This is a genomic window from Bacillus pumilus (assembly GCF_024498355.1).
GTDB classification, from domain to species: Bacteria; Bacillota; Bacilli; order Bacillales; family Bacillaceae; genus Bacillus; species Bacillus pumilus_P.
This window is the reverse complement of record NZ_CP101833.1, coordinates 2,861,599-2,881,734: the sequence shown is the minus strand read 5'-3', so window position 1 is coordinate 2,881,734 and position 20,136 is coordinate 2,861,599. Positions and strand designations below refer to the sequence as shown.

At 41.7% G+C, this 20,136-nt stretch carries 22 protein-coding genes and 1 riboswitch; of the genes, 20 read left to right on the top strand and 2 right to left on the bottom strand.

All coding sequences use genetic code 11. The annotated features are described in order from the left end of the window. Positions 1-105 precede the first annotated feature (105 nt). From NPA43_RS14795 to sufB, 19 genes are all read left to right on the top strand, one after another. The gene (locus NPA43_RS14795; protein ID WP_099727002.1) at positions 106-2,493 is read left to right on the top strand and encodes a 3-hydroxyacyl-CoA dehydrogenase/enoyl-CoA hydratase family protein; all 2,388 of its coding nucleotides are present in this window, start codon (positions 106-108) and stop codon (positions 2,491-2,493) included. Positions 2,494-2,505: 12 nt separating this feature from the next. Then, the gene (locus tag NPA43_RS14790) at positions 2,506-3,681 is read left to right on the top strand and encodes an acetyl-CoA C-acetyltransferase (RefSeq protein WP_099727003.1); all 1,176 of its coding nucleotides are present in this window, start codon (positions 2,506-2,508) and stop codon (positions 3,679-3,681) included. A 14-nt stretch (positions 3,682-3,695) separates the two neighbouring features. Next, positions 3,696-5,477: an acyl-CoA dehydrogenase family protein gene (locus NPA43_RS14785; RefSeq protein WP_099727004.1), complete on the top strand. Its 1,782-nt coding sequence runs from the start codon at positions 3,696-3,698 to the stop codon at positions 5,475-5,477. 111 nt (positions 5,478-5,588) lie between these two features. Then, positions 5,589-5,945: an arsenate reductase family protein gene (locus NPA43_RS14780; RefSeq protein WP_034317446.1), complete on the top strand. Its 357-nt coding sequence runs from the start codon at positions 5,589-5,591 to the stop codon at positions 5,943-5,945. Positions 5,946-6,011: 66 nt separating this feature from the next. Further along, entirely contained in the window at positions 6,012-6,395 is a 384-nt protein-coding gene (gcvH, locus tag NPA43_RS14775) for a glycine cleavage system protein GcvH (protein ID WP_008347039.1), read from the top strand. A 44-nt stretch (positions 6,396-6,439) separates the two neighbouring features. Continuing rightward, positions 6,440-6,676: a YusG family protein gene (locus tag NPA43_RS14770; protein ID WP_034316955.1), complete on the top strand. Its 237-nt coding sequence runs from the start codon at positions 6,440-6,442 to the stop codon at positions 6,674-6,676. Between the two features lie 131 nt (positions 6,677-6,807). Then, positions 6,808-7,152 (top strand): toprim domain-containing protein, encoded by a 345-nt coding sequence (locus NPA43_RS14765; RefSeq protein ID WP_008347035.1) that lies wholly within the window; start codon positions 6,808-6,810, stop codon positions 7,150-7,152. A 12-nt stretch (positions 7,153-7,164) separates the two neighbouring features. Further along, entirely contained in the window at positions 7,165-7,467 is a 303-nt protein-coding gene (locus tag NPA43_RS14760; protein ID WP_099727005.1) for a thioredoxin family protein, read from the top strand. Positions 7,468-7,587: 120 nt separating this feature from the next. Further along, a complete protein-coding gene (locus NPA43_RS14755; RefSeq protein ID WP_099727006.1) occupies positions 7,588-7,929 on the top strand; it encodes an SCP2 sterol-binding domain-containing protein in 342 nt (113 codons plus the stop codon). 102 nt (positions 7,930-8,031) lie between these two features. Next, positions 8,032-8,140, top strand: a riboswitch (SAM riboswitch). Positions 8,141-8,295: 155 nt separating this feature from the next. Further along, positions 8,296-9,321 carry a methionine ABC transporter ATP-binding protein gene (locus tag NPA43_RS14750; RefSeq protein ID WP_099727007.1) on the top strand — a complete coding sequence of 342 codons (1,026 nt, stop codon included), beginning with the start codon at positions 8,296-8,298 and terminating at the stop codon, positions 9,319-9,321. Beyond that, entirely contained in the window at positions 9,314-9,982 is a 669-nt protein-coding gene (locus NPA43_RS14745) for a methionine ABC transporter permease (protein WP_099727008.1), read from the top strand. Before NPA43_RS14750 ends, NPA43_RS14745 begins: the two co-directional genes overlap by 8 nt. A gap of 14 nt (positions 9,983-9,996) precedes the next feature. Beyond that, positions 9,997-10,818, top strand: coding sequence for a methionine ABC transporter substrate-binding lipoprotein MetQ (gene metQ / locus NPA43_RS14740; RefSeq protein ID WP_099727009.1), 822 nt, complete (start codon positions 9,997-9,999; stop codon positions 10,816-10,818). Positions 10,819-10,922: 104 nt separating this feature from the next. Beyond that, positions 10,923-11,291 (top strand): carboxymuconolactone decarboxylase family protein, encoded by a 369-nt coding sequence (locus tag NPA43_RS14735; protein ID WP_099727011.1) that lies wholly within the window; start codon positions 10,923-10,925, stop codon positions 11,289-11,291. 215 nt (positions 11,292-11,506) lie between these two features. Next, positions 11,507-11,644, top strand: coding sequence for a YuzK family famiily protein (locus NPA43_RS14730; RefSeq protein ID WP_167331417.1), 138 nt, complete (start codon positions 11,507-11,509; stop codon positions 11,642-11,644). Between the two features lie 210 nt (positions 11,645-11,854). Then, entirely contained in the window at positions 11,855-12,640 is a 786-nt protein-coding gene (sufC, locus tag NPA43_RS14725; protein ID WP_099727012.1) for a Fe-S cluster assembly ATPase SufC, read from the top strand. A gap of 18 nt (positions 12,641-12,658) precedes the next feature. After that, a complete protein-coding gene (gene sufD, locus NPA43_RS14720) occupies positions 12,659-13,972 on the top strand; it encodes a Fe-S cluster assembly protein SufD (protein WP_256499003.1) in 1,314 nt (437 codons plus the stop codon). Then, positions 13,972-15,192: a cysteine desulfurase gene (locus tag NPA43_RS14715; protein ID WP_003213010.1), complete on the top strand. Its 1,221-nt coding sequence runs from the start codon at positions 13,972-13,974 to the stop codon at positions 15,190-15,192. The genes sufD and NPA43_RS14715 overlap by 1 nt, the downstream gene beginning before the upstream one ends. After that, positions 15,182-15,628: a Fe-S cluster assembly sulfur transfer protein SufU gene (gene sufU / locus NPA43_RS14710; RefSeq protein ID WP_256499002.1), complete on the top strand. Its 447-nt coding sequence runs from the start codon at positions 15,182-15,184 to the stop codon at positions 15,626-15,628. The genes NPA43_RS14715 and sufU overlap by 11 nt, the downstream gene beginning before the upstream one ends. A gap of 17 nt (positions 15,629-15,645) precedes the next feature. Then, complete coding sequence (gene sufB, locus NPA43_RS14705) at positions 15,646-17,043, top strand: Fe-S cluster assembly protein SufB (RefSeq protein WP_007500362.1); 1,398 nt, start codon at positions 15,646-15,648, stop codon at positions 17,041-17,043. A gap of 279 nt (positions 17,044-17,322) precedes the next feature. Here sufB and NPA43_RS14700 read toward each other — a convergent pair whose 3' ends face one another. After that, complete coding sequence (locus NPA43_RS14700) at positions 17,323-17,796, bottom strand: tyrosine-type recombinase/integrase (protein WP_249704888.1); 474 nt, start codon at positions 17,794-17,796, stop codon at positions 17,323-17,325. 394 nt (positions 17,797-18,190) lie between these two features. After that, positions 18,191-18,628 carry a hypothetical protein gene (locus NPA43_RS14695; protein WP_249704887.1) on the bottom strand — a complete coding sequence of 146 codons (438 nt, stop codon included), beginning with the start codon at positions 18,626-18,628 and terminating at the stop codon, positions 18,191-18,193. A 269-nt stretch (positions 18,629-18,897) separates the two neighbouring features. Between NPA43_RS14695 and NPA43_RS14690 the strand changes: the two genes are divergently transcribed. Then, a protein-coding gene (locus NPA43_RS14690) for an IS3 family transposase (RefSeq protein ID WP_256499001.1) occupies positions 18,898-20,087 on the top strand; the annotation gives its coding sequence in 2 pieces (ribosomal slippage) (positions 18,898-19,198 and positions 19,198-20,087; 1,191 coding nt in all). The last annotated feature ends 49 nt before the right edge of the window (positions 20,088-20,136 follow it).

Here is a 20,136-nt window from a genome sequence, read left to right as displayed (position 1 = left end):
CTATTGAACTGTTTCGGAAAATCTTTTAAGATAAAGAAAGAGGTATTGCTTTTTTTTGGACAAAAAATGAATGACTGTTCATTCAAAATGTTTAGGGGGATATTTATGTGCAAACATATTCGCAAGGCGGCTGTCATTGGTTCAGGTGTCATGGGCTCAGGCATTGCTGCACATCTAGCCAATATCGGGATACCAGTAACATTGCTAGATATTGTGCCAAATGAACTGACAAAGGAAGAAACGGCAAAAAAGCGAACGCTTGATCACCCTAGTGTTCGAAATAGATTAAGTCAAGAAGCGATGAAAAAATTGTTAAAGCAAAAGCCAGCACCTCTTACTTCAGCGAAAAACCTATCATACATCACACCAGGAAATCTCACAGATCACCTTTCCTTATTACATGACGCTGACTGGATCATCGAAGTCGTCACTGAAAAGCTCAGCATTAAACAACACGTATTCTCTCTCATCGACGAACACCGCAAAGAAGGCAGCATCGTATCAAGTAATACATCCGGTATTTCTGTTGAAAAAATGACAGAAGGCCGATCAGATGATTTTAAACGCCACTTCTTAGGCACTCATTTTTTTAACCCAGCCCGTTATTTAAAGCTCTTAGAAATCATTCCTATTCAAGAAACAGATCCAGAAGTACTTTCATATATGAAAACATTTGGTGAGGATGTACTCGGCAAGGGCGTTGTCGAAGCGAAAGATACGCCGAACTTTATTGCCAACCGCATTGGGACTTATGGACTTCTTGTCACAGTGCGAGAAATGCTTGAGAACAAATATACAATCGGAGAAGTGGATTCTGTCACAGGACCACTCATAGGCAGACCGAAAAGTGCAACCTTCCGTACACTTGATGTGGTCGGACTCGACACATTTTCTCATGTAGCCCGCAATGTGTATGAACAGGTAGAAGGAAAGGAGAAGGATATTTTCCAGCTGCCTGAGTTTATTGAAAGAATGCTCGAAAAAGGGTGGATTGGCAGTAAAGCAGGGCAAGGGTTCTACCAAAAAAACGGGAAGACCATTTTAGAGCTTGATCCTGTGACACTCACATACGGAGAACGGACGAAGCTGAAGGACCCGGGCATTGACATTGCCAAGCAGCAAAAGGGAACAAAAGCGAAATTGAAAGCGCTTATTTATCAAGACGGGCGTGCTGGGCAATTGCTCTGGAATATGACAGCACCTGTGCTTCTTTATTCAGCTCATCTAAAAGGCGACATTGCGGATGATATTCAGTCCATCGATAACGCCATGAAATGGGGATTTGGCTGGCAGCATGGGCCATTCGAGCTGTGGGATGCGATTGGTGTGAACAAAGCCGTCAACCGAATGGAAGCAGAAGGGCATAGCATCCCGTCGTGGGTGCAAGATATGCTTTCAGAAGGACATGACACGTTCTATCAAGAAAATGCCGAAGGAGAGCGTGCATTTTATCAAAAAGGCGCTTATGAACAGGAAGAAGGAAACGACAAAAATATTTCGTTAGCTAGATTGAAAAAGAAACACGATGTCATTTTCAAAAATACGGGTGCGAGCTTGATCGATATCGGTGATGATGTTGCCTTACTTGAATTCCATTCGAAAAGCAATGCAATTGGGCTTGATGTCATTGATATGATCAATCGTGCTGTAGATGAAACGGAAAAGAATTATAAAGGGCTTGTCATCGGTAACCAAGGAAAGAACTTCTGTGTTGGTGCCAATCTTGCCCTAATTTTAATGGAAGCACAGGACGACAACTTCTTTGAAATTGATTTTGTTATTCGCAGGTTCCAGCAGGCGATGATGAAGGTGAAGTATAGTGACCGACCAGTTGTTGCTGCACCGTTTGGCATGACGCTTGGCGGAGGGACTGAGCTTTGTCTTCCGGCAGCCGCTATCCAAGCGTCCAGTGAAACGTATATGGGACTTGTGGAAGCGGGGGTCGGACTGATACCAGGCGGAGGCGGAAACAAAGAACTCTATATTCGCCATCTGCAAGGAGCGGGAAAGCCTTCTGCAACTGCGATACAAGATGCTACACTGCAAACCTTTGAAGCCATTGCGATGGCAAAGGTATCTACATCAGCAGAGGAAGCGCGTGATATGAAGATGCTCCGCGTGAATGACCGGATCAGCATGAATGGTGATCATTTAATCCATGATGCGAAACAACTCGTTCTTTCTCTTGATGAAGCGGGTTATCGTGCGCCGCTTAAGCAAAAGGTGCCCGTTATGGGGGAAACAGGATACGCAGCGATGGTGCTGGCTGCTGAAAATATGAGATTGTCTGGATACATTTCAGACCATGACATGACCATTGCGAAAAAACTAGCCCATGTCATTTCTGGCGGCAAATTGTCATTTGGTACAGAGGTGGATGAACAATACTTATTAGAGCTTGAAAGGGAAGCCTTTTTAAGTCTTGTAGGAGAAGCGAAATCACAGGCACGCATGCAGCACATGCTCGTTAAAGGAAAACCTTTACGTAACTAGGGGGGAGTCAAAATGAGAGAAGCAGTGATTGTAGCTGGCGCAAGAACACCAGTAGGGAAAGCCAAAAAAGGATCATTAAAACATGTCAGACCTGATGATATGGGCGCATTGTGTGTAAAAGAAACGCTAAAGCGTGCCGGTGATTACGACGGACAGATCGATGATTTGATTATCGGATGTGCGACGCCAGAAGCAGAGCAAGGGTTAAATGTGGCCCGGAATATTGGGGCATTAGCTGGGCTGCCTTATACCGTACCTGCCATCACCATTAACCGCTACTGTTCGTCTGGTCTTCAGTCTATCGCTTACGCTGGTGAACGGATTATGCTGGGGCAGGCAGAAACCATTTTAGCCGGAGGCGTCGAATCGATGTCGCAGGTCCCAATGATGGGTCACTCCATTCGTCCAAACGCTCTTTTGGCAGAGCAAGCGCCTGAATACTATATGAGCATGGGGCATACAGCGGAGCAAGTGGCGCAAAAGTATCAGGTCACACGGCAAGATCAAGATGCTTTTGCGGTGAGAAGCCATCAAAAGGCAGCAAAGGCATTGCAGGAGGGGAAATTTTCAGATGAAATTGTTCCCGTTGATGTGACAGAAAGACGGGTAGGAGAGCAGTATCAATTAGAAGAACATCCATTTACGTTCTCACAGGATGAAGGTGTGAGAGCGGGCACTACAGAGGAGATTCTCTCAACCTTACGACCTGCTTTCTCAACAAAAGGAACGGTGACCGCAGGAAACTCCTCACAAACAAGTGATGGCGCGGCGTGTGTGATGATGATGGATCGCGCGAAAGCATCCTCTCTTTCACTTCAGCCACTTGCTAAGTTTAGAGCGTTTGCTGTTGGCGGTGTACCGCCTGAGGTGATGGGAATTGGTCCGGTTGAAGCGATTCCGCGTGCGCTAAAAATCGCTGGGCTTGAGCTGAAGGACATTGGGCTGTTTGAATTAAACGAAGCGTTTGCGTCTCAGGCCATTCAAGTCATTCGTCATTTAGGGATCGATGAAGAGAAGGTGAATGTCAATGGCGGGGCAATTGCGCTAGGACATCCGCTCGGCTGTACAGGAACGAAACTAACGCTGTCACTCATTCATGAAATGAAACGACGAAACGAGCAATTTGGCATTGTGACGATGTGCATCGGTGGGGGCATGGGAGCAGCGGGCATTTTTGAATTGATCTAAAGGGGGAGAACAGGATGAAAGCAATGGAAGATGTGAAAAAGGGTGGCAGTTTTTTAATTGATGAGACGAATTATGAGCATATCTTTACGCCAGAGGATTTCTCTGATGAACATCAAATGATCGGGAAAACAACAGAGGATTACATTTTACAAGATGTTGTCCCGCATATAGATCAAATTGAAAATCATGAATTCGAGCATTCTGTCAGGCTTCTAAAAAAGGCTGGAGAGCTTGGACTGCTTGGAGCGGACGTTCCTGAGGAATTTGGTGGACTCGGGTTAGATAAAATCAGTTCAGCCATCATTACTGAAAAATTCGCCAGAGCAGGTAGCTTCTCACTTTCCTATGGTGCTCATGTTGGCATTGGTTCTCTGCCGATCGTGCTGTTCGGAAATCAAACGCAAAAGGAAACGTACCTGCCAGGACTCGCCTCTGGAGAAACCATTGCGGCGTACGCACTAACGGAGCCAGGTTCAGGCTCTGACGCACTTGGGGCAAAAACAACCGCGGTCCTGAATGAAGCTGGAACACATTATGTCCTCAATGGGGAAAAGCAGTGGATCACGAACTCCGCATTTGCAGATGTCTTTGTTGTGTATGCGAAGATTGACGGTGAACACTTCTCTGCTTTTATCGTAGAAAAGGATTTTCCAGGTGTCAAAACTGGGCCTGAAGAGAAAAAGATGGGCATTAAAGGATCATCGACGAGAACGTTAATTCTAGAAGATGCCGAAGTGCCAAAAGAGAATTTACTTGGTGAAGCAGGCAGAGGCCATGTCATTGCCTTTAACATTTTGAATATCGGACGCTATAAGCTGGCAGTCGGCACAATCGGTGCGTCAAAACGGGTCATTCAATTATCAGCAGAATATGCGAACCAGCGTAAGCAGTTCAAAACACCGATTTCTCAATTTAGCTTAATTGGTGAAAAAGCAGCTAACATGTCAGCAAAGCTCTATGCCATGGAAAGTGCTGTTTACCGCACAGTGGGGCTATTTGAACAGCGGATGGGTCTATTAAGTGAAGAAGAGCAAAAGGACGGGAAACAAATTGCGCAATCCATTGCAGAATATGCAATTGAATGCTCTCTTTGTAAAGTGCTTGGCTCTGAAACACTCGATTACATTGTGGATGAAGGTGTGCAGATTCATGGCGGATATGGTTTCATGCAAGAATACGAAGTCGAAAGAGCCTATCGTGACTCACGAATTAACCGTATTTTTGAAGGAACGAACGAAATTAACCGTTTACTTGTACCAGGCACATTCTTGAAGAAAGCGATGAAAGGGGAGCTTCCTCTTCTTCAAAAAGCGCAAACCTTGCAGGAAGAGCTGATGATGATGATGCCGGAAGAACCAGGTGATCAGCCGCTCGATCAAGAAAAATATTTGCTCGTCCATGCGAAAAAGATCGCCTTGATGGTGGCAGGCATGGCAGCGATGAAATATGGGAAAGCATTAGACAAAGAGCAAGAAATCCTTGTGAACATAGCAGATATCGTCAATGAACTGTTTGCTGCTGAATCGGCGATCCTGCGTACAGAAAAAGCCATCGCTGCATCAGGCCCAGAAAAGAACGCTCAAAAGCTCGCCTACACACAAATTTTCACGCAGGAAGCCTTTTTAAAGATTGAAGCCCACGCAAAAGAATCATTGATCGCGATGGAAGAAGGAGATTCACTCCGTATGAGTCTGTCAGCCCTTCGTAAACTGACAAGATTCACGCCGATCAATGTCATTGCTAAAAAGCGTGAGGTGGCGAAACGAATCTTTGAAGCAGAGAAATATATCGTGTAAAAACGGTTCGAAAGGTGTGGAGTGTACTCCGCACCTTTTTGTAAGCATACATTTAGGTTTTTAAAATATTTTGTGATAAAATGTTGTCACAATTTGCAGGAGGTGAAAATGGTGGCTTTAGATTTTTACGAATACCCATCTTGCGGTACATGCCGAAAAGCAAAAAAGTGGCTGGAAGAACACAATAAAGACATCAACAGCATACATATCGTCGAAGAGACGCCTGATAAAGAAACCCTAAAAGCACTTTACGAAAAGAGCGGTTTAGAGCTGAAGAAATTCTTTAATACAAGCGGACAGAAATACCGAGAGCTGCAGCTGAAAGATCAACTTCCTGCAATGTCAGAGGACGAGCAGCTCGAATTACTTGCGTCTAACGGAATGCTGATTAAGCGTCCAATTACAACAGACGGCAAACGAGTGACAGTTGGATTTAATGAAGATACATTTAAAAGCGTCTGGAAATGATGTAACTTTCATTCAGATTGTGGTATCTTCAATATAGACGGAAAGAAAAGACTGGAGGGGTATTGAATGAGCACACCAAAAGATTTACGTTATTCAGAAGAACATGAATGGGTCAAAGTAGAAGGAGATAAGGTGCGTATCGGTATTACGCATTTTGCTCAATCTGAGCTAGGCGATATCGTGTTCGTTGAGCTTCCTGAAGTAGGAGACAAAATCACAGCGGACGAGCCTTTCGGAAGTGTAGAATCAGTCAAAACTGTTTCTGAACTTTACGCACCGATCAACGGCACAATCGTTGAAGTAAACGATGAGCTGGATGACAGCCCAGAGTTCGTCAACGACTCTCCATACGAAAAAGCATGGATGATTGTTGTAGAGCCAGCTGATGCGTCTGAAATCGAGAACTTAATGACAGCTGAGCAATACGAAGAAATGACAAAAGAAGACTAATTCATGTGAAATTGGACACTCTACCTTTATGGGGGGTGTCCAATTTGTCTTTTCAAAAAGAACAGGTGGATATAACAGAGCATGTCACTGGGCGATTCAAAGAAAGCGGCATGGTGCTTTATCATCAAAATGAAGAGATTGGCACGATGATTAGTGAAAATCAATATGAGTTAAAATCGGGTTATTCCTATGATCAAAATCGTTTTTATCGTCTGTCAGATACATTGACCCACGGGACAGAACAATATGTAGACTGTGACGATGAAAATGGCTGGTGCTAATCACAGTTAAGGCTGCAGTGAGCATAAGCTGCAGTCTTTTTGATGATCAAGTGCCTAATCTTTACAACCTGAATAAAAGATTGTAATCTAAGGAAGAAGTGAATCAACGTCAAAAGGGCCGGGTGATCGTGATGAACGTCGAGATAGAAAAGGTCATCATTGTAGAAGGTAAATCAGACAAACAAAAGCTAAAAGAAGTCATTAGTGAACCTGTTACCATCATTTGCACCAATGGTACGATCAGTACATCGAAGCTGGATCAGCTCGTGGACGATTTATTCGGAAAAGACGTTTACATATTAGCAGACAGTGACGATGCTGGCGACAAACTGCGGAAGCAATTTCGAAAAGAATTCCCTGAAGCACTTCATCTGTTTGTCGACAGAACGTACCGAGAAGTGGCCGCTTCACCGTCAGCCCACATTGCATCTATCCTATTAGCTGCAAACATTGATGTTCATTCGAAATATTTATGAGGGTGGACGTATATGAAAGAGATTGAAGAGCATGAATTGAAGGAGATAGAGGACGATTTATTTCTTTTGTACTTATATACACCGTTTTGCGGAACATGCCAGCTGGCAAAGAAAATGCTGACAGTCGTAGATGCCATGCAGCCGGATGTTCCATTTTACGAGAACAATTTAAACTACTCACCAGGCTTTGCGAAAGCATTTGAAATCGAAAGTGTACCTTGCTTTCTACTGTTTAAAAAAGGTGAGATTGTGCAAAAAGGCTACGCCTTTCACTCAGTTCCATATCTTCATGAAATGATTGAAACCGCTAAATAAAGCGGTTTTTTGTCATATTTCAAGCAATTCATTTGAAAATTTGTCGAGCTATTTATAAAGGACAAGCCGATGTTTGTAGAGAAATGTTATGTATAACCAAATGACAGGGAGGTTATACATGTGGAAAAAGTGAAAACCCATGGAAACGCTGGGCAGCGATTATTGTTAAAGCCGCTGCTCTCCTCATCATCCTTGAAGATTACATTTGAGGCGGAAACTGACTCTTGTACATTGATTGTGGATGAACGTGGTGAAGTGAAGAAACTGCCTGCAATTGAGTTATCGGATCTCATCTTCTATGGTGAGAGGAAAGAAATTCTACAATTATTAGATGGAGACATGTCCTTGCAGCAGCTTATCAGCAGGGGACAAGTCAAAGTCAAAGGCTCATTCCGCGCGCTTCTCAGACTAGAGGCTGTGCTTTGGCTGACGAACGGTTTTTTTCGGAAAATGATAACGTAGTCGTTTACTTGGAAATTAGCGATTTACAGCGTTGACATATCTCGGGTAGCATGATATTCTACGTTAGTAAAAACATGAACATCACATAAAACAACATATTTTCTCTTATTAAGAGAGGTGGAGGGACGTGCCCTATGAAACCCGGCAACCGTCAGCATAGCTGAAATTGGTGCCAATTCACTCAAAGCCGCAACGCTTTGAAAGATGAGAGAAAGGCGTATTTGAAATAAAAGGCCTTTCTGCTTGCGTTGCAGTTAGGTCTTTTTTACTGACTTAGCAGCAGGCTAGAGTCATGACAGCACGAAGAATAAATGAACGTATGTGATGGCAATCTATAGATTCAGCAAGAAAGCAGGTGAGCAGACTGTGATCCATTTACAGAATGTATCAAAAACGTACTACTCAAAAAGCGGAAATGTTGACGCAGTGAAAGACGTCAACTTGGATATTGATAAAGGTGAAATATTCGGAATTATCGGGTATAGCGGCGCGGGCAAAAGCTCTCTTATTCGCCTATTAAACGGTCTGGAGCTGCCAACAGAAGGAATTGTTGAAGTGGCAGGCAATCGGATCAATGAAGTATCGAATGCGAAACTTCGTAAAGCAAGACAGGAAATCAGCATGATCTTTCAGCACTTTAACCTACTTTGGTCAAGAACAGTAAGACAAAATATTATGTTCCCGCTCGAAATTGCAGGTGTTCCGACGTCAAAACGGAGAGCCCGTGCAAATGAACTAATTAAATTGGTCGGTTTAGAAGGGAAAGAAAATGCTTATCCTTCTCAGCTAAGCGGTGGACAAAAGCAGCGTGTGGGAATTGCGAGAGCATTAGCCAATGATCCAAAGGTTCTTCTATGTGACGAAGCTACATCTGCACTTGATCCACAAACAACAGATTCCATCCTTGATCTTTTGGCCGATATCAATAAACGATTAGGGCTGACGATTGTGCTCATCACACACGAAATGCACGTCATTCGCAAAATCTGTCATCGTGTGGCAGTGATGGAGAATGGACGTATTGTCGAAGAAGGCGAAGTATTACGCGTCTTCAGACAGCCGAAGGAAGAAATGACGAAGCGATTTGTGAAACAGCTTGCTGAACCAGAGGAAGCGAAAGAAACAATCGAACACGTCTTAGAGCGAGTAAAAGAGGGTCAGGTGGTACGGTTGTCCTTTATCGGCGATTCTGCCGAGCAGCCACTGATCACTGAAATCGTTCGATCTTTTGAGGTCGATGTGAACATCCTTCAAGGAAAGATTTCTCAAACGCAGGAAGGCGCGTTTGGAACACTCTTTATCCATATTAATGGAGAAGAGACCGAGGTTGAAAAAGCCATCGCCTATATCCAAAGCAAACAGGTTGAAATTGAGGTGATGACACATGTTTGAGAAATGGTTTCCGAACGTTGATCTAGATGTCATTTGGAATGCAACGGGTGAAACGGTGTACATGACACTCATTTCACTAGCATTTGCTTTTATTATTGGTATCATCCTTGGACTATTGCTCTTTCTGACTAGTAAAGGCGGTCTTTGGGAAAATAAACCGATTAACACCGTTATTGGGGCAGTCGTCAACATTTTCAGATCGATTCCTTTTATCATTTTAATCATTCTTTTATTAGGGTTTACAAAACTAATAATGGGCACTATTTTAGGTCCAAATGCAGCGCTGCCTGCGCTTGTCATTGGGTCAGCTCCTTTCTATGCACGTCTTGTCGAAATTGCACTGCGAGAAGTAGACAAAGGAGTCATTGAAGCAGCACGATCTATGGGAGCTAAAACGTCTACGATTATTTTCAAAGTATTGCTGCCAGAATCACTGCCAGCCCTTATTTCAGGCATTACCGTAACAGCGATTGCTCTAATTGGCTCTACTGCGATCGCAGGTGCAATTGGAGCAGGTGGACTTGGTGACCTTGCCTATGTGGAAGGATACCAATCTGGTAATACAGATGTCACACTAGTAGCCACTGTGTTTATTCTCATCATCGTCTTTATTATTCAAATAATCGGTGATTTGATTACAAATAAAATTGATAAACGTTAAGGGAGGATTTATTCATGAAGAAATTGATTTTAAGTGCACTATTTCTAGCATTTGCAGGCATTTTAGCTGCATGCGGTTCATCTAATAACGCAAGCGAAAGCAAAACCATCACGGTTGCGGCTTCAAAAACACCACATGCCGAGATTCTTGAAGAAGCAAAACCACTTCTAAAAGAAAAAGGCTACGATTTAAAAGTGAAAGTGCTTAGCGATTATAAAATGTACAACAAAGCGTTAGCTGAAAAAGAAGTGGATGCGAACTTTTTCCAACATATTCCTTACTTGAACGAAGAAAATAAATCTAACAAAGATTATAACCTGGTAAGTGCTGGTGCGGTTCACCTAGAGCCTTTCGGTATCTACTCTAAGAAATACAAATCAGTGAAAGATATTCCAAACGGCGGAACGATCATCATGACAAACAACGTAGCTGAACAAGGCCGTATGCTTGCTCTTCTGCAAAATGCTGGTGTCATCAAGCTTGATCCAAAAGTAGATACAATCAACGCAACAGTGAAGAACATTAAAGAAAACCCGAAGAACCTAAAGTTCAAAAAAATCGCTCCTGAACTAACAGCGAAAGCTTATGAAAACAGTGAAGGCGATGCCGTGTTTATTAACGTCAACTATGCGATTCAAAATAAATTGAATCCGAAAAATGATTCAATCGAACTTGAGCAAACGAAGAACAACCCATATGCAAACATCGTGGCTGTTCGCAAAGGTGAAGAAAAATCAGATAAGATCAAGACGTTAATGGAAGTTCTTCACTCTGATAAAATCAAAGAATTTATCGACAAAAAATATGACGGTGCAGTTCTGCCTGTATCTGAATAATACACAAAAAAACCTCGCTTTCATCAAAGCGAGGTTTTTTGTGTATTTTTTCAAATCTCGCTCATAATAAAAACGTACAAATGACCTGAAGGGATGGAAACAAGATGAACGAACAGCATATGAGCGGATCCATGCAGCAATCACTAACTGATTATAAAACCGCAATGGGTGAATTTCAGAAGAAAATGCCGGTGTTTGGGAAGAAATTCAATGAATTTACAGAGCAGTGCTTCCAGAGCGATTCATTAACGCAAAAAGAAAAACAAATGATTGCCCTTGGCATCAGTATTCATGCACAGGATGAATACTGCATGATTTATCATACAAAGGGAGCGCTCGATCAAGGGGCGACAGAAGAGAATTTGCTAGAGGTCGTCAGTGTGGCGGCAGCGTTCGGAGGCGGGGCAGCCCTTAGCCAAGGAATCACTGTCGTACAGCAATGTATTGATGAATTTGGAGGACATACTCATTAATAGAAGAAAAACATGGTATCTTTCCATCTCGGAGAGTTGAGTGCTTCTCATCCGAGTGTGTGAGAAAATATGCCAGCATAACGCGTTATACCCCTTTTGAGTGAAGCAGCATGCCTTTGATATAATAAAGCTACACTAAAAGAAGGGAATGGTTTATTATTTGTTCGGACCAGAGTACACTGGGATTGGATTATACCGCCGAGATGGAAAAGGCCATGCATAAATCTCATGGCATGAGCTATGCAGAGTATGAAAGAGACCATGACTTACGGATGAAAGTGGAATATAAACGAGAGCAGTCCTATCGAGATGAGAAAAGACAGCTTGCAAAAATGAATATACGAGGCTATTGATAGCTAAGGGGCGGGGAGAACAGTTTCCCGTCCTTTCTTTATGGAAACAGTCTTTTTGACATAAATCCTTTTATCCACCTGCATTTTTTGTTAGAATTTTGAGAGCATCCTCTCACGCATATCGTGAATGTGTTGTATTCAGTTTTAATTTGTTATAAAATTAGAATGAGAATAAATTGAGAATAATGATTATTTTGGAGGTATCGATATATGACTGCTTCGACATTAACAATTAAGGACTTGCACGTTGAGATTGAAGGGAAAGAAATCTTAAAGGGTGTAAACCTCGAGATAAAAGGTGGAGAATTCCACGCAGTAATGGGACCAAACGGTACAGGTAAATCTACGTTATCTGCTGCAATTATGGGTCACCCGAAATATGAAGTAACAAAAGGCAGCATTTTGTTTGATGGCGAAGATGTACTTGAAATGGAAGTAGATGAGCGCGCACAAGCGGGTCTTTTCCTTGCCATGCAATACCCATCTGAAATCAGTGGTGTCACAAATGCGGACTTCCTTCGTTCTGCCATTAACGCACGCAGAGAAGAAGGCGAAGAAATCTCACTTATGAAATTCATCCGCAAAATGGACGAAAACATGGAGTTCCTTGAAATGGACCCAGACATGGCGCAGCGCTACCTTAACGAAGGTTTCTCAGGCGGGGAGAAAAAACGTAACGAAATTCTTCAATTGATGATGATTGAACCAAAGATCGCCATCCTTGACGAAATCGATTCTGGACTTGATATCGATGCCCTGAAAGTGGTTTCTAAAGGAATTAATAAAATGCGCGGCGAAAGTTTCGGCTGCTTAATGATTACTCACTATCAGCGTCTGCTGAACTACATCACACCAGATCATGTCCATGTGATGATGCAAGGACGTATCGTGAAATCTGGCGGACCAGAGCTAGCGCAGCGTTTAGAAGCAGAAGGCTATGACTGGATTAAAAAAGAGTTAGGAATTGAAGACGAAACTGTTGGTCAAGAAGCGTAAGCGTTAGGAGGATTATTGATGACATTAGAAACGAAATTATCAGTAGATCAAGATTATGTCAAAAGCTTCTCCGAGAAGCATCAGGAACCGGCATGGATGAGTTCCCTTCGCTTACAGGCTCTTGAAAAAGCAGAAGATCTCCCAATGCCAAATCCTGACAAAACGAACATTTCAAAATGGAATTTAACCAATTTCAAACAGCATACAGTCGAAAGTGCGCCATTTGGATCACTAGAAGAGCTTCCAGAAGAAGTGAAATCGCTGATTGATCTAGATGACACAGACAAGACGGTCTACATTCAGCGTGATCAAACGCCAGCATACTTGTCTCTTTCAGCTGAAGCAAAAGACAATGGTGTGATCTTCACTGATATTCATACAGCGATCCGCGAACATGGAGATCTAGTGCAGAAATACTTCATGACTGATGGAGTGAAAGTAGATGAGCATAAACTAACAGCTTTACATGCTGCTTTAGTCAATGGCGGAGCTTTCCTCTATGTACCGAAAAATGTGGAGCTTGAAGCACCAATTCAAGCAGTCTACCTTCATGAAAATGACGAAACGACTTTGTTCAATCATGTCATCGTCGTAGCGGACGATCATAGTGCTGTCACATATGTAGAAAACTACATTAGTATTGCAAAGCCGGAAGAAGCGATCTTCAACATCGTTTCTGAAGTATTCACAGGAGCAAACGCTCGCGTCACATACGGAGCAGTAGATAACCTTGCAGAAGGTGTCACAGTGTATGTGAACAGACGCGGTATGGCAAATGGCCGTGACAGTAAAATCGAATGGGCGCTTGGCCTGATGAATGATGGAGACGTAGTGTCTGAAAACATCACAAAGCTCATGGGCGACGGTACATTCGGTGATACGAAATCAGTTGTTGTCGGCAGGGGCAATCAAACGGAAAACTTTACAACAAGCATCATCCACTTCGGTAAAAACTCTGAAGGGTATATCTTGAAGCATGGTGTCATGAAGGATCAAGCATCCTCTATCTTTAACGGAATCGGTAAAATTGAGCATGGCGCAACGAAGGCAAATGCAGAGCAGGAATCACGTGTCCTCATGCTGAGTGAGAAAGCACGCGGTGACGCAAACCCAATTCTATTAATTGATGAAGATGATGTAACAGCAGGGCACGCTGCTTCTGTTGGGCGTGTCGATCCAATTCAATTGTATTACCTCATGAGCCGCGGGATTTCCAAAGAAGATGCAGAAAGACTTGTCATTTATGGCTTCTTAAATCCAGTTGTCAAAGAACTGCCGATTGAAGGAGTTAAAAAGCAGCTCGTTTCTGTGATTGAAAGGAAAGTAAAATAATGAATATCAAAGACGTTCGTGAGCAATTTCCAATCCTTCATCAGCAAGTGAACGGACATGATTTGGTGTATTTGGACAGTGCAGCAACTTCTCAAAAACCAAGAGTGGTCATTGATGCAATGAATGAGTATTACCGGTCTTACAACTCGAACGTCCACCGGGGTGTTCATACCCTTGGCACAAAAGCAACGGACGCATACGAGGGTGCGAGAGAGAAAGTTCGTGCATTCATCCGTGCTTCATCTGTCCAAGAAATTATTTTTACTAGAGGTACAACAACGGCGTTAAACACAGTGGCGATCAGCTATGCTAGAGCAAACCTCAAAGAAGGCGATGAGATTGTCATTACGCACATGGAGCACCATGCGAATATCATCCCTTGGCAGCAAGCAGCAAAAGCAACTGGCGCCACATTGAAATATATTCCGTTACAGGAAGACGGCACGCTATCGCTTGAAGATGTGAAGCAAACGATCACACATCAAACGAAAATCGTCGCTGTCACACACGTCTCAAACGTATTAGGAACCATCAACCCGATTAAAGAAATCGCCAAAATTGCGCACGATCATGGTGCAATCATTGTCGTCGATGGTGCGCAAAGCACCCCGCACATGCAAATTGATGTTCAGGATCTAGATTGTGACTTTTTCGCATTCTCTGGGCATAAAATGTGTGGACCGACTGGTATCGGTGTGCTTTACGGGAAGAAGGACCTTTTGAATAATATGGAGCCTGCTGAGTTTGGCGGTGAAATGATCGACTTTGTGGATCTGTATGATTCCACTTGGAAAGAGCTGCCGTGGAAATTTGAAGCGGGAACACCGATTATTGCAGGAGCAGTTGGACTAGGAAAAGCGATTGATTTCTTAAATGACATCGGGATGGAGGAAGTCAGCCGCTATGAGCATCAGCTTGCCACTTATGCGCTTGAGCGCTTTAAGGAGCTTGAAGGTGCGACTGTTTATGGACCGCAGCACCGGGCTGGACTTGTGACGTTTAACTTAGACGACGTCCATCCGCATGATGCGTCAACTGTTCTGGATACGGAAGGTGTAGCCATTCGTGCTGGACATCACTGTGCACAGCCGCTTATGAAATGGCTTGGTGTATCAGCGACTGCAAGAGCAAGCTTCTATCTGTACAATACAGAAGAAGAGATTGACGAGCTCATCGCAGCGCTCCGTAAGACAAAGGAGTATTTTACGAATGTCTTTTAATGTAAACTTAGACACACTGTACAGACAAGTGATTATGGATCATTATAAAAATCCGAGAAACAAAGGTGTGTTAAACGACAGCATTGTCGTCGATATGAACAACCCAACGTGTGGTGACCGCATTCGTCTAACGATGAAAATCGAAGACCAAAAAGTCACTGATGCGAAATTTGAAGGAGAAGGATGCTCTATTTCTATGGCATCTGCCTCTATGATGACGCAGGCGATTAAAGGGAAAGATATTGAAACAGCTTTGAAAATGTCTCAGATTTTCTCCGATATGATGCAAGGAAAAGAATACGACGTTTCCATTGATCTTGGTGACATTGAGGCGCTGCAGGGAGTGGCAAAATTCCCAGCGCGCATCAAATGTGCAACACTATCCTGGAAGGCGCTTGAAAAAGGCGCATCTGCCGAAGAAAACGGCAAATCATAAGATTGGAGTGAAAATGGATGGCTAAAAAAATGCCAGATGTTGGTGAATATAAATACGGCTTTTCTGATAAAGACGTTTCCATTTTCCGTTCAGAGCGCGGACTGACAAAAGAAATCGTTGAAGAAATTTCTCGTATGAAAGAAGAGCCTCAGTGGATGCTCGACTTCCGTTTGAAATCTCTTGAGCACTTTTACAACATGCCGATGCCACAATGGGGCGGAGATTTAAATGCATTAAACTTTGATGAAATTACGTACTACGTAAAGCCATCAGAGCGTTCTGAGCGTTCTTGGGATGAAGTACCAGAAGAAATCAAACAAACCTTTGATAAGCTTGGAATCCCAGAAGCAGAGCAAAAGTATTTAGCAGGTGTATCTGCTCAGTATGAATCTGAAGTTGTGTACCACAATATGAAGCAAGACCTTGAAGACCTAGGGATTGTGTTTAAAGATACAGACAGCGCATTAAAAGAGAACGAAGACATCTTCCGTGAGCACTGGGCAAAAGTCATTCCGCCGACGGACAATAAATTTGCTGCGCTCAACTCGGCTGTATGGTCTGGTGGTTCATTTATCTACGTACCAAAGGGCGTAAAAGTAGATACACCACTTCAAGCATACTTCCGTATCAACTCTGAAAACATGGGTCAGTTCGAGCGTACACTCATCATCGTGGACGAAGGCGCGCATGTTCATTACGTAGAAGGCTGTACAGCACCAGTTTACACAACAAATTCACTTCATAGTGCGGTTGTTGAAATCATCGTGAAAAAAGGCGGCTACTGCCGTTATACAACGATTCAAAACTGGGCAAACAACGTCTTCAACCTTGTGACAAAACGTACGGTATGTGAAGAAAATGCGACAATGGAATGGATTGATGGAAACATCGGTTCTAAGCTGACAATGAAATATCCAGCAGTCATCCTAAAAGGTGAAGGCGCTCGTGGTATGACATTAAGTATTGCCCTAGCAGGTAAAGGTCAGCACCAAGATGCAGGTGCGAAAATGATTCACCTTGCACCAAACACATCTTCAACGATCGTATCGAAATCGATTTCGAAACAAGGCGGTAAAGTTACGTACCGCGGAATCGTTCACTTCGGACGTAAAGCAGAGGGTGCACGCTCCAACATCGAGTGTGACACACTCATCATGGATAACAAATCAACATCTGATACGATCCCTTACAATGAAATCTTAAATGACAACATTTCATTAGAGCACGAAGCGAAGGTATCAAAAGTATCAGAAGAGCAGTTATTCTACTTGATGAGCCGCGGAATTTCGGAAGAAGAAGCAACAGAAATGATCGTCATGGGCTTCATCGAGCCATTCACAAAAGAACTGCCAATGGAATACGCCGTTGAAATGAACCGATTGATTAAGTTCGAGATGGAAGGTAGTATCGGGTAATACACCTGAAATGCCTGATATATAGGGGTTTTAGAGGTTTTGAAAGAATAATGAAAATCGGTCGAGCCGAAAACGTGCCGATGTATATTTTATCTTTTGTAGAGGAGGCGAACTTTTATAGTTCGTCTTCTTCTATTTTCTCAGAAATATCTAAGTAAGTATCAGAAGTTGTTTTAATTGTTTTATGCCCTAATCTGTTGGAAACAATTTTAAACTGGCTCCTGATTCCAAAGGTAAAACTGCATGAGTATGTCCTGAAACAATGCTTTCCTTTATAATCTACCCCAGCTTTTTTACAATACTTTCACGTACTGTAGAAGGCGTTAAATAAATGCCAAGATAATTTTGAAAGATGATATTATCACTATTTTTATTAAATGATTTATTACTTAATATCATTTCGTTCTGTTTCAACTTGAATTTTTTAAGTTCTTTTAATACTGCATCAATTATTCCTATAGTGCGATAAGATGATGTGCTTTTTTTGGTTGTTAAAGTCACTTTATTGCTGTTATCCGGCCTAACCTGTCTTTCAACATTCACTTTATTATCTTCAATATCCCACCACTTCAAAGCTAACGCCTCGCTTATACGCAAGCCTGTTTCGCTCAAAAAGTACATAAGCATATAATACAATTGATAATCTATGCATCGTTGGTATTTATAGGTTTTTATGTAATCGAGTATTTGTTTTAATTCATCCAAACTAAAATTTTTTACTTCATCTTTATTTAGCACAACATTATCTTTCACTAAAACCTTTAATCTATCAGATGGACAGTACGTGATTATTTTCAACAAGTAGTCGATAAAAAGGTGATTGATAAATCTTGGTTGGAGAAAATTCGATAATAACACTATGACAAGTGGTAATTTTGAGGGATTTAAAATTATCATTTTACAACGAAGTAAATACGTGAAGGTTTAATTACAATGGATATTAAAAAGACTATAATATCTAATTGAAACTTAAAGTATATACAATTTGAATAATGTCAAATGACCGTTTAGTAGGGTTGTATATTACCATTCAACAAAGACGTAATAAATAAAGTAAGACCAAGATAGCTTAATTGCCATCTTGGTCTTATATGCACAAATTTAAATATATATTTAAAAGTATTTTTTCTAAATATGTACTAACAAATTAAATCCAATCTATTTCTAAAGTAAAGTATGATGCGCCAATACGAGGTTTTGTATCTACTACTTCAATATAATTCCAACCATAAGTTAGATTCTCAGCAAGTACAAAATTGTGAAAGTCTGAACCAACTTGGATAAATTTCCCGTTTAATATGCTCATTTTATGTGAATGCTCACTTTTAAGTATTACACCGAGATCTGAATAACCATCAAAATAAAATTTAAAATATTTAATAGGGTTAGATCTGTAGGTAGAGTACCTAACGTTACTTCTATTTTGTAGTTCAATAGCTTGATCATGAATACTGCTAGATGTATTCATGATAGTAGAAAGAGTTTGATTTTGATTGTGGTTTTTTGTTTCAGCAGCAGATACGTCATCAGTTATTCCACTAAATAATCCTAGGGACATAATGGGAACGAGTAATAATTTTTTCATAAACAAAAACCTCCTATAGTTAGAAATATATTGAAATATTATGATAACATAGATATTTTTAGTTATCAAACCAATTATTAGTTTTATTTAATGGGTATATATACCAATTAAACCCTTAAGACACAGGTAGAGGTATTGTTGATTAGTCATCAAAATAAATAACCAGGCGCTCATGAAAGTGAAAACTGATATTATCCCCTCTAAGTAGACAGTGTAAAAAGCCCAAGAACATATCTTGGCTGTTACACTATACTGGGAGGGGATTTTTTATGGCGAGAAAAGGACAACACTTTCAACACTATACGAAAGAATTTAAGATGAAAGCTGTCAAAATGTACGAAGAAGGAAATAGAAGCTATCGCTCATTATCTGAAGAATTAGGTCTCCGAAGTTCCACTCAGCTAAAAAGTTGGGTCAGAAAATATCGTGAAGGACAATATTTTGAAGACCAAAGAGGAAAACATACAAAGTCAGAAAATCCTTTTAGTGGACGTCCTAAGTTAACGTTTAAAAGTGTGGAAGAAGAAAGAGATTATTTAAAGGCACAGGTAGAATACTTAAAAAAGCGTTATCCAAATCTTCACGGGGAGGACGGATTCTGAAGACTGCACGGTTTGAAGCTGTTCATGAATTAAAGGGCCTTTATCCGTTAACATGGCTCGTCTGTATCGCCAAAGTATCACGATCTGGGTACTATAAATGGCATAAGAATCAAAGAATGCGAATGGAACGGCAACAGAAAGAACAACTCTTAAAAGAACACCTCATGGCCATTCATCATTCACGTCCCTTCTATGGCTATCCTCGGGTGACAATCGCTTTAAAGAAAGAAGGATTTCACATCAATCATAAGCGTGTCTACAGGCTGATGAAAGAAATGAACATCCAATCAATCATTCGAAAAAAACGGCGGTATTTTGGAAGAAAGGCTTCAGTTGTTCAACCAAACAGACTAAACCGAGAATTTAAAACGAATCAATACAATCAGTTATATGTCACTGATATTACCTATATTGCTTGCCAGCATCGCTTCTATTATCTTTCAGCTATACAAGATCTGTATAACAATGAAATCGTCGCATGGAAGCTGTCAAAACGAAATGATCTTGAACTGGTCATGAAGACCTTGGAGAGTTTGACATCCGAACGGGATGTCAAAGGAGCTGTACTTCATTCAGATCAAGGATTCCAATACACAACAAAAGCATATCAAAAGCGACTAGAAAACGTTGGTTTAAAGGGCAGTCATTCACGAAGGGGAAACTGCCTGGATAATACCTGTATCGAATCATTTTTCTCTCATCTCAAAACAGAGAACGCTTACTTTTCTTCGTGTCAAACGGAAGTAGAGCTTCATAAAAGCATAGAAAAATACATTCAATTCTATAATCACGATCGATTCCAGAAAAAATTAAACCAGTGTGCTCCGGTAGAATACCGTCACACACTGGCAGCTTAGGCTTTTTATATTTGTCTACTTGACAGGGGTAAGACCAAAGTTTTTGGTC